The following is a 13,070-nucleotide window of genomic DNA, read 5'->3' as shown; positions in this document are numbered from 1 at the left end:
GCCGCTAATTAGCGGCCTTTTTGATGGTCTAACTAATATTTTGTACCAGCCAGTATAAGTCAGAGTGAACGCCAGCAGCAGTCACTTCTTTACCCGCACCGGGGCCTTGTATCACTAATGCGTTTTGGTTATACCACTGGGTATTAATCACAAAAATATTATCGCCAGGGGTCAAATTCGCAACCGCTTCGCTTTTTGGTACATAGGCAATCCCTACCTTAGCGTTTAGCGTGTTGTTTTCAAACTCTAATAACCCGGTGTAGCACAGTGCAGCATTTTGTTGCTGAGCCGCTTGCGCATGCTGCTCAATAAACGCATCTAAACGAGCCTTGTTATCAATAAAGTCATTCCAGCTGCCAGCACTTAACTCATCGGGCATCAATGCGGATAAAGAAATGTCATCAAGTTCCAATTCAATACCTAATTCACGCGCTAAAATAAGCAACTTACGTTGCATATCTCGTCCAGATAAGTCTTCTCGAGGATCAGGCTCTGTGAACCCCAAAGCTTGTGCTTCTAGAACTAAATCTGAAAACGCTTTACTGCCATCATACATACTGCATAACCATGACAGCGTGCCTGAAAACACGCCTTCTATTCGCGTTATTTTATCGCCACTATTTTGTAAATCAGCCAAGGCAAAATTAATCGGTAGTCCGGCCCCTACACTTGCATTATAACGCCAATGTAAGCCACGTTGAGCAAGGCTTTCACGTAGTGTTTGATACCACGAAAGCGATGCGGTTCCCGCGTATTTATTAGCACTAATTAGATGGCAGTTTAATTCAACTAACTTACTATAAAGCTGACTAAAATATTCACTTGCGGTCATGTCGATCACTATTTTATGTTCATACTCAAGAGTATCTATGTATGACAATAAATCGGCTTGTTTATAGGAGCTTGCATGGTTTTCCCATTGAAGTTGCCAGCTTTCACAGTCTAACCCATTAGCATTCACCAGCATCTGCTCTGAGCGTAAAAGCGCTACTAACTTGACGTTAAAATCAGTTGATAAGCGTGCTAGTTGAGCAGGTAATTGGCGCATAAACTCAGCACCTACATTACCAAGTCCTGCAATAATTATAGCTATTTCTTGTGCTTTATTAATGAGCTTGTCATGTAACAGGCTCAGCACATCACTTTCAAGTACTTGATCGGTTAATAGTAACGTATATCCCTCACCGTAATGGGTAAACCGAGGCTGGATAGATTGTGTTTGTAATAAGGCTTCACTTTGCTTACCAAGCGGCGCTACCTCTTGATCAGGTGCAATAATCGCCACCCCATTTAAGTTTGACTCACTAATATTGGCGCGGCCAGCAAAATAATTAGCCACCTGATGTGTCGCTGACGCAGGGACTAGTAAGTAGATTTCGCCTTCGTGTTCAAAGTGATGCAAACTATGCTGAATAAGTTGGCTAACATGTGCTACTTCGCCTTCACTCAGATCATCAACAATGAGTAAATCCACATTATTTACTGTGGTTAAAAAGCGTTTTTGTTTACTCATTCCTAGTTTAACTATTTCGGTATGACTGCCTTGAGGATCGTAACTACTGCGAACAACTAATTCTATATCGGTATCTTTTAATGGCGATAATGTTTTAGCGTGTAATACTGGATTACCTAACCTCGCTAATAAATTAGCTTGATCACGGCACACTCGCGCATACTTAACCGCATTAGCAACCTTACGCGGATCAGTACTAAAAACACCTTGAGTGTCAGTCCAAATAGAGACTTTTTTAGCATTGCAATACCGCGCTAATAAAGTGGCACTGTAATCACTGCCATTTCGCCCTAAGGTCACTGTTTCACCATGTAAATCAGCCGCAATAAACCCCGTAACTACATTAATTTTACTCGTCTGTATGGCTTTTAAGCACTGCTGCTGATTATTAGCATGCTGCAGCTGTCCGGCATCTAACGTAAATAACTGCCTAGCGTCATGGGCACAAGCGCTAACGTTAAGTTGTTCTAAGTAAGCGCTTAGTAACCTTGCAGACCACAATTCACCATGGGCTAATAACGCAGCTTCAGCTAATGTCCCTTGCTTAGCCTGCTTGGTAATAATACTGAGCTCAGTTTCAAGTAAATCAAGCGCATGGTGCTTAGCGTTAGCTATTAATAATTGCTCAATTAGAGCTATTTGATGGTTACTCAATAGCAATACAATATCAGCAATAGCTTGAGTGTCTTGCTGTTGATAGCTTTGCCACAGTTTAACTAAGGTATCGGTGGTTTTACCGGCAGCCGATACCACCACACAATCCCCAGCGTGAGCGTGAGTTAAAATAATATTTGCGACACTTTTAAAGCGATCCGCTGAGCTTAAACTCGAACCACCAAATTTATGAACCTGATTTACCATATTAATACCGACTCGCATTTATGTTTCGTATTTTGAAGAATGGTATGCACTACCATAACGCCGGATGCGCCGCGTTTAACTTTGCTGAACCAAATGATTCACTAGCACCACTTTTTGCCGATAGGCCGGGATCGGCTTGCCCTGGGCGCACCAAATTAAATACCCTGTCTAAGTCAGCGAGTAAATCATTTACATCTTCAATACCCACCGAGATACGAATAAGCGTGTCGCCTACTCCGGCTTCTGCACGCGCGGTTGCGTCCATGCCGGCGTGGGTCATAGTCGCAGGGTGACAAATCAAACTTTCTACTCCACCTAATGATTCCGCTAAGCTAAATTCATTTAAGCGCGTTAAAAACGCTGCAGCATCGTTTATATCGCCTTTTATATCAAAACTAACCATAGCACCAAAGCCAAGCTGCTGCGCCTTAGCTAGCGCATGTTGAGAGTGTGATTCAAGACCTGGGTAGTAAACTTGGTCAACAAACTGAGAGCGTTCTAAATACTGTGCAATGGCGAGTGCATTTTCTTGGTGTTGCCTTAAACGCACGTTTAAAGTACGTAAGCCTCTGAGAGTTAAATAGCTATCAAATGGCGCGCCGGTGATGCCAATGTTATTTGCCCACCACGCTAACTCTTCACCTAACTCAGCAGTCGCTGCGATAACCGCGCCACCAACAACGTCTGAATGGCCATTGATATATTTTGTGGTTGAGTGCACCACAATATCAGCGCCAAACTTAATCGGGTTTTGTAATGCTGGCGATAAAAACGTGTTGTCGGCGGCAACCAGTGCACCACACTGTTTAGCTGTATCAGTTACTGCTTTAATATCTGTTAAGCGTAAAATAGGATTGCTAGGTGTTTCAATCCAAATCAGCTTAGGTTTAATAGCAAGGATGCGTGTCAAACTGTCGCTTTTGGTAAAATCGACCACTTCTAGTTTTAATAAGCCGCGCTTTTCTAGCGAAGTAAATAAGCGATAGCTGCCCCCATAACAGTCATGAGGGATCACTAACGTATCGTCACTATTAAGTAATTGTGTTGTTAGGTGAACGGCTGCCATGCCTGTTGCGGTAATAATGCCTTTAGCGCCACCTTCAAGCTCCGTGAGCGCCTCAGCCAAAATGTCACGATTAGGGTTACCACTACGGCCATAATCATATTGGCGCTTTGTATCAAAGTCAGCAAATGAGTAAGTTGTTGATAAATAAAGCGGTGGAACAACCGCACCATGCTGCTTGTCGGCTTCTATTCCACTACGAACAGCAATTGTTGCCTTATTTTTTTTACTCATTTTCGCTACCTTTACTGATTTGGATGTTTAGACGTCTAAAAGGTAGCGCATGCAATTTAAGATGTCAAAACATTTAAATGTCTAGATAGCTAAATAACTAGTATTTGACTATCTTTTTTAAACCGATAGAATTTCACGCATATTTACACGCTTTGATGCTGTGTGAGCAATTTATAATCTGAGGCAACGATACATCTTATGGCTAAATGGAATGGTGAATATATTCACCCATACGCAGAACACGGGAAAAAATCTGAACAAGTAAAGAAGATCACCGTTTCGATCCCGCTAAATGTATTAAAAGTATTAACTGATGAACGTACTCGTCGTCAAATAAACAACTTACGTCATGCAACAAATAGCGAGCTTTTATGCGAAGCGTTTTTGCATGCGTTTACCGGGCAACCGCTGCCTAATGATGATGATTTGCGTAAAGATAACGCAGAAAAAGTACCTGAAGAAGTGAAGAAAATAATGCAAGAAATGGGACTAGAAGTGCCTATTTTAAATGAAGACTAGAAGGGTCTTTATACAAAAAAACCTCAGCAAATGAAGTGACCCCATAAAGTTGGACTCATTTTTAAGCGGCTGCCAAGGCCTGATTTCGATACTGTATCGGACTCAGGCCTTTTAGTTTCAGCTTAATACGCTCGTTGTTGTAATAGTCGATATATTCTTTGATGTTTTCAATAAGCTCATTCACGTCTTTAAACGTTTCGTTGTGGTACATCTCACTCTTCAATATGCCGAAGAAGTTCTCAGCAACCGCATTATCTAAACAATTTCCTTTTCTAGACATACTTTGTTGCAACCCTTTTTCCTTGAGATGATTTTGATATTGTTTGTTTTGATATTGCCACCCTTGATCTGAGTGTACAACTGGCTTTTCATTTGGCTTCAACCTAGCAGTTGCTGTTTTAAGCATGTCAGTTACCAAAGGGAGTGCAACGGATTTTCTGACTTCGTAACTGATTACCTCTTGGTTGAATAGGTCAATCATAGGCGATAGATATACCTTCTCATTATTCACTTTAAACTCTGTCACATCCGTCACCCATTTTTGATTTGGCTTCTGCGCACTAAACTCACGGTTAAGCGTATTTTCTGCGATTTTACCCACTTCACCTTTATAGGATTTATAACGCTTAGGCCTTACTTTTGACTTGAGGCCTAACTCATTCATCAGCCGTTGAACGCGCTTATGATTAACAAGTACCCCCATTGTTCTCAGAGCACTCGTAATTCTGCGATAGCCATATCGTCCTTTATGCGCGTGATAGATATCACGTATTTTTACCAGTAAATCATTGCTTGCACAGGGTTGCTTACAAGTAGTGCGATGATAATAGTAAACACTCTTTGGCAGCCCTGTAGCCTTTAAAAGGTGTCGTAAGCTATGTTTTGCCTTGAACTCTTCGACGACTATCGTCTTGTCTTTGCTTTTTTCTTTCTGGCTTGAGCCAAGGCTTCTAACTTTTTTAGCACATCATTCTCTGCTCGTAAGTATGCTAATTCTTCTCGTAACTCCTCCTCAGTCATTTGCTCTACTGGTTTTGATGAAGAAGAATTATTAGTCATGACTGGCCTACCTTTTATTTGTGGTTTGAGACGTGATATACCATCACGAGCATAAAGCTTTTGCCATTGAAAAAGAATGCCAGGGGACGATAAATCGAAAAAAGCACTGGTATAACCGAGTGACCAACTGTTTGCTGTCATCGTTTTTAACACTTCTACCTTAAATGCTTGAGAATAAGGTTTGTGAACAGACCTGAAGCTTTCAGCGCCATGAATTCGATAAATAGCGGTCCAATATCGGACCTGCCTATCTGTAACATTAAATCTGTTGCTTACTGTCGAAGAGCTTTCAGACAAAGCGAGCTCTGCTATTTTGAGCTTAAAAGCTCGATGATGTTTGGACATAAAAAGACCCCCAGTAATTGGAATGTCCAACTATTGGGGGTCACTTCAAAATGCTGAGGTTTTTTTGCGGTAATTTACACTTAACAATTACGCCATGTAGTTTTCTGGCATATCAATTTGTGCAACACCAGAGTCTACCGCCGCCTGCGCAACCGCTTTAGCTATACGTGGTAACAAACGTGGATCCATTGGTTTTGGTATAATATATTTAGCACCAAACTCTAATTTGCCGATGCCTGCGGCAGTAAGCACTTCAGTCGGCACGGGCTCTTTAGCAATACTGCGAATTGCTTCCACAGCAGCAATTTTCATCTCGTCGTTTATTTCACTGGCACGTACATCTAACGCACCACGGAAAATAAACGGAAAACACAATACGTTATTAACTTGATTCGGATAATCAGAGCGACCTGTAGCCATAATTAAATCGTTACGTGCAGCGTGTGCTAATTGCGGATCGATTTCAGGATCGGGGTTTGAACAAGCAAATACCACGGGTCTATCAGCCATTAATTTTAAATCTTCAGGGGCTAATAAATTAGGGCCCGATACACCCACAAACACATCGGCATCTTCAATTACATCTTGTAAAGTACGTTTATCGGTATTGTTTGCAAATAATTGCTTATATTCATTCAAGTCATCACGACGCGTATGAATAACTCCTTTGCGATCTAACATATAAATATGTTCACGCAACGCGCCACACTTAATTAAAAGCTCCATACAGGCAACAGCTGCAGCGCCGGCACCTAAACATACAATAATTGCATCTTCAATTGCTTTGCCCTGTACTTCCAGCGCGTTTAGCATACCCGCAGCCGTTACAATAGCCGTACCATGCTGATCATCATGAAAAACAGGAATGCTACAACGCTCTATAAGCGCTTTTTCTATTTCAAAACACTCTGGCGCTTTAATATCTTCTAAATTAATTCCACCAAAGGTGTCGGCAATATTAGCCACCGTGTTAATAAAGTCTTCGGTAGTACGGTGCTTAACTTCAATATCTATAGAGTCTAACCCTGCAAAACGCTTAAATAGTAGCGCTTTACCTTCCATAACGGGTTTTGAAGCGAGTGGACCTAAATTACCTAAGCCTAAAATTGCGGTGCCGTTAGTAATAACCGCAACCATATTTCCTTTACCAGTATATTTGTAGGCATTTGCTGGATCAGCGGCAATTTCACGAACAGGTTCTGCGACACCAGGGCTGTATGCGAGCGCGAGGTCTTTAACCGTCTCAGCGGGCTTGGTCAGCTCAATACTGATTTTACCTGGAACGGGATGGGCATGGTAATGTAGTGCTTGTTCACGAAAATCTGACATAACGCGATTATATCCTGCAATTTAAGTTAAAGTGAGAGGTAGTTTTAATCTACGATACCTTTATTATTTTTAAATTCCAAGCAATATCAGGTCTATCCTGTTATATGCTAGAACTGTTAATTTTAAGTGATTTATCAGCAACTTCCCTAGATTATCCTGACATTTTTAAAATATAAATTCGTCATAAAAATGAAAAACACAGGTACTTTTTGCCCTTGTTCTATTTTTATAAAGCGTATTTTTTAGTCTTAAATTAAAATAGCGAAATACCGAATTTTATTTAACTTTAAACACAAATAACCTCACGTTACCTGCATTTGAGTACCATCTTTAAAGTTTAACAAATAAAAATATAGAGAATATTGGCTGTTTTGTCTGCAAATGTTTATGCATACTCAGAATAAGAACAGGAAATAGTTATGCAAAAAAAATAAATACAAAATTGCTAAGAAAGCAGATAGGAAAGTAAATTTTGACCACAAAAAAAGCACCCTAAGGTGCTTTTTTTACATAGAAACAAAAAATTATTTTTTGCTGCTAAGTGCACCGAAGCGCTTGTTGAAGCGATCAACACGGCCGCCAGTGTCTAAAATCTTTTGCTTACCAGTGTAAAACGGGTGACACGCAGAACATACGTCTAAGTGAATGTCTTTACACAGAGTAGAACGAGTTTCGAATTTGTTTCCGCATGAACAAGTTGCAGAAATTACTTCGTACTTAGGGTGAATACCTTCTTTCATAGGAACCTCTAGTTAAGGCCGCATCGCTCTCCAAACCCGAAGTCTGGCACCATACGTCGTTAAAACAAATTTATTGGTCGCGAATTTTATCCAACAACCCGCACGCACACAAGCTTTAATTACCCTTTTTGCTAAAAAGTCGGCAAACACCTATTCATTACTGATTTGTCGGTAGGCTTTTAATGCTATTTTTAGTACATTAAACCATTACGTTAATTGGTTGAGTTGTTATGCATTTTGCTGAAGTTGCAATAAAAGTCCCCTTGCCTCGCACCTTTGATTATAAAGTGGATGAGCAATTAGTACCGCTGACTCAATTACAGCCTGGTATGCGCGCGTTAGTCCCTTTTGGCAATCAACGTAAAGTAGCGGTTATTCTTAGCTTAAAAGCGGATACAGCAGTCCCCGAAGGCAAAATAAAATCTATTATTGAAGTTATTGACGACTCACCGGTGTTATCTGCGCAGCATTTAGAGCTACTGAAGTTTACAGCGCGTTATTATTGCTATCCACTCGGTGAAACTATTCATATTGCATTGCCCAGTGCACTGCGCCAAGGTGAGTGCCCTGATAAAACCAGTATAAACATGGTGACATTAAGCGAAAAGGGGGCACTTTTACCGTCTTTAAAAGCTAAAACACAGCTTAATTTGCTTAAGCAATTATCAGCATCCGGTAAATCATCATTAACCGAACTCAAAGCCCTCGGGTTTAATAAAAAAACCATTGATACCCTTTTAGATAAAAAGCTAATAATTCAAACCATTGAGCACGACAATCAATGGCAACATACCTCGCCAACGGTTGGCAGCAAACCTCGTTTGAATAAAGAGCAAGCCATTGCCTGCACTGCAATTAATCAAAGCACTGGGTTTAAGAGCTTTTTGCTAGAAGGTGTCACTGGCAGCGGAAAAACCGAAGTTTACCTACAATGCCTAGAAGAAGTATTAAAACGTGGCGAACAGGCGTTAGTGCTTGTTCCTGAAATAGGGCTAACGCCTCAAACGGTCAATCGTTTTAGACGTCGCTTTCCTGACACCCCTATTATGTTATGGCACTCGGCATTAACCGATAACGAACGTCTACAAACATGGCGCTTTTGTGAAAAAGGCAGTTGCGCCATTGTTATAGGCACCCGTTCGAGTATTTTTCTGCCATTTTTAAAGCTCGGGATGATTGTGGTTGATGAGGAGCATGATGCCTCATTTAAACAACAAGACACTTTACGCTATCATGCCCGTGATTTAGCTGCGTATCGTGCCTATCAGCATCAAATTCCACTTATTTTAGGTAGCGCCACGCCGGCATTAGAAACACTGCATAAAGCAATTAATAACAAATACCAGTTACTCACATTAAGTGAGCGCGCGCAAACCGCCACCGATAATCAGTTTAAGCTGCTCGACATGAAAGGTCAGCCTGATCGAGCCGGTATTGCGCATGCCAGTCTTGCAATAATGCGCCAGCACCTAAATAGAGGAAAGCAGGTGATGGTATTTTTAAATCGCCGTGGGTTTTCTCCTACCTTGATTTGTCATGAATGTGGTTGGTTGAGTGAATGTAGCCGATGCAGCACCAGTGCGACTTTCCATAAGGCAATAGGCCAAATGATTTGCCACCATTGTGGCGATCAATATCATGTACCGCATCAATGCCCTGACTGTGGTAGTACGCAAATATTTCCTAACGGCAAAGGCACCGAGCAAATAGAAGAGTTTTTAAGTAGTGAATTTGCAGACACCCCGATCAGCCGTATCGACCGTGACTCAACTCGGCGTAAAGGTAGCCTTGAAAAAGCACTGGATGAAATAAACCAAGGCGGCGCACGTATTTTAGTTGGTACGCAAATGCTGGCAAAAGGCCACCATTTTGCTGATGTTAGCCTAGTACTTATTTTAGATGTCGATAGTGGTTTGTATTCGTGTGACTTTAGGGCTACTGAGCATTTAGCACAATTAGTAACACAAGTTGCAGGACGCGCGGGACGTTCTGGCGAACCCGGTGAAGTATTATTACAAACGCACTTTCCTGAGCACCCCTTATTACAAGACTTAGTTAATAATGGCTATCAAGATTTTGCCCGCTTTGCACTCACTGAGCGAAGTGATGCACAGTTGCCACCTATTACAAGTATGGCAATTGTTCGCGCACAAGGGCATAACATAAAGCAAGTCGTCGACTTTCTAACGGATTTGGTTCCTGTCAATGGGGTATCTGGTATACAATTGCTCGGACCGATCCCCGCGCCTTTAGAAAAAATTGCGGGAATGTATCGTTTTCAATTACATATTCAAGCGCAAGAACGACGCATACTACATCAGTATCTCGCGCAAATGGTTGATTATCTCAGCACTAGCAAACTTGCACAAAAAGTTCGCTGGAGTTTAGACGTAGACCCTACAGACATGATTTAGGTAAGGCCACATATAACACCATGGCACAGCACGATTATATTAATAAAAAACCAAAAAATAGAAAAAACACTAAACAAGAGCCGGCAAAAAAACCCTTCCCGTTTTTGTTAATCATTATTGCCTTGTTACTAGTCGGTGGTTTTGCATACGGACTCTGGTTTGTTAAAAACAATGCCGATCCAGAGCTTGTTGAAAAGCAAGCAAATCCAACACCCGAAAAACAAGTAGAAATAGCTAAACCGCGGCCACCTAAATTTATTAAAGAAATTAAAGAGCATGAGATTCAGGTTGAAGTAAAAGAACTTGAACAAAAAGGTCCTTATGTCATGCAATGTGGTTCATTTAGAACCCATCAGCAAGCTGAAACCTTAAAAGCTAAAATAGCGTTTGCAGGATTAATTTCAGAAATCAAAAAAACCACAGGCAGCAATGGTATTTGGTACAAAGTGCGTTTAGGGCCTTATGAAACCAAGCGTCATGCAGAAAGTGACAAGAACAAACTTAAACGAATTAATATTGTCGGCTGCGGAATTTGGGGCTGGACTTGAATTTAAACCATTCACCCATATAACCTCTTCATAATCGTTTTTTACGCGCTGCCCCTTGCAGCGCGATGATGAGGAATAACATGACTACAATCGTAAGTGTACGCCGTGATGACAAAGTTGTTATTGGTGGTGACGGCCAAGTATCTCTTGGTAACACAGTAATGAAGGGCAATGCCCGAAAAGTTCGACGTCTTTATAATGGCAAAGTTATCGCTGGGTTTGCTGGCGGCACTGCTGATGCCTTTACTCTTTTCGAACGTTTTGAAAGCAAACTAGAAATGCACCAAGGTAACCTCACTAAAGCGGCTGTAGAAATGGCTAAAGATTGGCGTAGCGATCGTGCCCTGCGTAAACTTGAAGCTTTACTTGCTGTTGCTGATGAAACAGCTTCGCTAATTATTACCGGCAACGGTGACGTGGTGCAACCAGAAAACGACCTAATCGCAATTGGCAGCGGCGGTAACTTTGCGCAATCAGCTGCAACCGCCTTATTAGAAAATACCGACTTAAGTGCTCGTGAAATTGTAGAGAAAAGTCTAACAATTGCTGGCAACATCTGTGTATTTACGAATAACTTCCAAACTATCGAAGAATTGTAATAGGAACTCGCTATGTCTGATATGACCCCAAGAGAAATTGTTCATGAGCTAGACCAACATATTATTGGCCAAGCTAAAGCGAAAAAAGCGGTTGCTATTGCCCTTCGTAATCGCTGGCGCCGTATGCAGTTAAACGAAGACTTACGCGCAGAAGTAACGCCAAAAAACATCTTAATGATTGGCCCTACGGGTGTAGGTAAAACTGAGATTGCTCGTCGTTTAGCAAAGCTTGCCAACGCACCTTTTATTAAAGTTGAAGCCACTAAATTTACAGAAGTAGGTTATGTCGGCAAAGAAGTTGAAACTATCATCCGTGATTTAGTTGATGTTTCAATTAAAATGACACGAGAGCAACAAACTAAAAAGTTCAAACATCGCGCTGAAGAAGCGGCTGAAGAACGTATTTTAGATGTATTACTGCCTCCAGCGAAAGATCAATACGGTGAAGTTCAGCGCGATGAAAATTCATCGACACGCCAATCGTTTCGTAAAAAGTTACGCGAAGGCCAATTAGATGACAAAGAAATTGATATTGATTTAGCCCAAGCTCAACCTAATATTGAAATTATGGCTCCTCCTGGTATGGAAGAAATGACCAACCAGTTACAGGGAATGTTTCAAAACATGGGTGGTGATAAACGCACTAAGCGTAAGCTTAAAATTAAAGAAGCGTTTAAGTTACTTACTGAAGAAGAAGCCGGTAAACTGGTTAATCCTGAAGAATTAAAAGAACAGGCCATTTTTGCAGTAGAGCAAAACGGCATTGTGTTTATTGATGAAATAGACAAAATTTGTAAACGTGGTGAAGCCTCTGGCCCAGATGTAAGTCGTGAAGGTGTACAACGTGATTTACTTCCGCTTATTGAAGGCTCTACCGTTAATACCAAGCACGGCATGGTAAAAACTGACCACATGTTGTTTATTGCCTCAGGCGCATTCCAAATGTCTAAACCATCAGACATGATCCCTGAGTTACAAGGCCGTTTACCTATTCGTGTTGAACTTGAAGCACTCACAGCCGATGACTTTAAACGTATATTAACTGAGCCACACGCGTCACTTACTGAGCAACAACGCGAGCTACTCAAAACAGAACAAGTCGCTATTGAATTTAGCGACGACGCAATTGAGCGTATTGCTAAGGCAGCATGGCAAGTAAACGAAAAAACCGAAAATATCGGTGCGCGTCGCCTTCATACAGTTATGGAAAGGCTAATGGAAGAGATTTCATATGACGCTTCTGAAAAAGCGGGTTCAAGCCTTGTTATTGATGCCGCCTACGTTGAAAAACACTTAGGTGCGCTAGTTGAAGATGAAGACTTAAGTCGTTTTATTCTTTAATTGAAAACACAAACAGTTATACTAAAAGCCTCCAATATGGAGGCTTTTTTGTAAGCGAGATGACGATGAAACAAGTTACAAAAGTGCACTATCATAGTGTGAGTAAAAATTTAGATGTTTATTTTGATGATAACTCTGAAGTTATATTTAGCGCTGAGTTTTTACGGGTACACTCTCCCTCAGCAGAGGTTCAAGGCCATGGAACTGAGCCTATGAAGTTAGTACTAAATAAACAAGCAGTGGGAATTAAAACCATTACGCCAGTAGGGCATTACGCGTTACGTTTAGAGTTTGACGATGGCCATAATAGCGGGCTGTTCAGCTGGCAATATTTTGCTAAGTTACAAGCTGAACAAACGAGCTTATGGGATACGTATTTAGAACGTGTTAAACAACATGAAAACAACAAAGACAGCGTACCCATAAAGTTTGTCCCCTAGTATTTAGTCTGAACTTATACTCTGTGAATGAGAAAAAAGCGGCAATTAAGCCACTTTTTTCTGTT

The 13,070-nt window shown here is 41.2% G+C and carries 12 protein-coding genes; 6 read left to right on the top strand and 6 right to left on the bottom strand.

All coding sequences use genetic code 11. The annotated features are described in order from the left end of the window. Nucleotides 1-28: 28 nt before the first annotated feature. Entirely contained in the window at nucleotides 29-2,374 is a 2,346-nt protein-coding gene (metL, locus tag BG00_RS05580; protein ID WP_036983361.1) for a bifunctional aspartate kinase/homoserine dehydrogenase II, read from the bottom strand. 49 nt (nucleotides 2,375-2,423) lie between these two features. Then, nucleotides 2,424-3,671 carry a cystathionine gamma-synthase gene (metB, locus tag BG00_RS05575; RefSeq protein ID WP_036981083.1) on the bottom strand — a complete coding sequence of 416 codons (1,248 nt, stop codon included), beginning with the start codon at nucleotides 3,669-3,671 and terminating at the stop codon, nucleotides 2,424-2,426. Between the two features lie 198 nt (nucleotides 3,672-3,869). Here metB and metJ point away from each other — a divergent pair, with 198 nt between their 5' ends. Then, nucleotides 3,870-4,190, top strand: coding sequence for a met regulon transcriptional regulator MetJ (metJ, locus tag BG00_RS05570; protein ID WP_008115021.1), 321 nt, complete (start codon nucleotides 3,870-3,872; stop codon nucleotides 4,188-4,190). A gap of 61 nt (nucleotides 4,191-4,251) precedes the next feature. Here metJ and BG00_RS05565 read toward each other — a convergent pair whose 3' ends face one another. The 4 genes from BG00_RS05565 to rpmE form a co-directional block, all read right to left on the bottom strand. Continuing rightward, nucleotides 4,252-5,097: an IS3 family transposase gene (locus BG00_RS05565; protein ID WP_250653896.1), complete on the bottom strand. Its 846-nt coding sequence runs from the start codon at nucleotides 5,095-5,097 to the stop codon at nucleotides 4,252-4,254. Next, a complete protein-coding gene (locus BG00_RS05560) occupies nucleotides 5,094-5,594 on the bottom strand; it encodes a transposase (protein ID WP_036979831.1) in 501 nt (166 codons plus the stop codon). Before BG00_RS05560 ends, BG00_RS05565 begins: the two co-directional genes overlap by 4 nt. An 87-nt stretch (nucleotides 5,595-5,681) precedes the next feature. Further along, on the bottom strand, nucleotides 5,682-6,923 hold the full coding sequence (locus tag BG00_RS05555; RefSeq protein ID WP_036981082.1) for a malic enzyme-like NAD(P)-binding protein: 1,242 nt from the start codon (nucleotides 6,921-6,923) through the stop codon (nucleotides 5,682-5,684). A gap of 524 nt (nucleotides 6,924-7,447) precedes the next feature. Continuing rightward, entirely contained in the window at nucleotides 7,448-7,663 is a 216-nt protein-coding gene (gene rpmE / locus BG00_RS05550; protein ID WP_008115018.1) for a 50S ribosomal protein L31, read from the bottom strand. 230 nt (nucleotides 7,664-7,893) lie between these two features. Here rpmE and priA point away from each other — a divergent pair, with 230 nt between their 5' ends. From priA to BG00_RS05525, 5 genes are all read left to right on the top strand, one after another. Next, nucleotides 7,894-10,077, top strand: coding sequence for a primosomal protein N' (priA, locus tag BG00_RS05545; RefSeq protein ID WP_036981080.1), 2,184 nt, complete (start codon nucleotides 7,894-7,896; stop codon nucleotides 10,075-10,077). 20 nt (nucleotides 10,078-10,097) lie between these two features. Beyond that, nucleotides 10,098-10,625 carry an SPOR domain-containing protein gene (locus tag BG00_RS05540; protein WP_028834485.1) on the top strand — a complete coding sequence of 176 codons (528 nt, stop codon included), beginning with the start codon at nucleotides 10,098-10,100 and terminating at the stop codon, nucleotides 10,623-10,625. 80 nt (nucleotides 10,626-10,705) lie between these two features. Beyond that, complete coding sequence (hslV, locus tag BG00_RS05535; protein ID WP_008115012.1) at nucleotides 10,706-11,224, top strand: ATP-dependent protease subunit HslV; 519 nt, start codon at nucleotides 10,706-10,708, stop codon at nucleotides 11,222-11,224. Between the two features lie 12 nt (nucleotides 11,225-11,236). Beyond that, the gene (hslU, locus tag BG00_RS05530; protein ID WP_013463899.1) at nucleotides 11,237-12,565 is read left to right on the top strand and encodes an HslU--HslV peptidase ATPase subunit; all 1,329 of its coding nucleotides are present in this window, start codon (nucleotides 11,237-11,239) and stop codon (nucleotides 12,563-12,565) included. Between the two features lie 65 nt (nucleotides 12,566-12,630). Then, on the top strand, nucleotides 12,631-13,005 hold the full coding sequence (locus BG00_RS05525; RefSeq protein WP_036981078.1) for a gamma-butyrobetaine hydroxylase family protein: 375 nt from the start codon (nucleotides 12,631-12,633) through the stop codon (nucleotides 13,003-13,005). Nucleotides 13,006-13,070 lie beyond the last annotated feature (65 nt).

This window comes from Pseudoalteromonas sp. SCSIO_11900, assembly GCF_000576475.1.
GTDB classification, from domain to species: Bacteria; Pseudomonadota; Gammaproteobacteria; order Enterobacterales; family Alteromonadaceae; genus Pseudoalteromonas; species Pseudoalteromonas tetraodonis.
The sequence above is the reverse complement of the archived record's forward strand: the minus strand, read 5'-3'. Positions and strand labels throughout refer to the sequence as shown.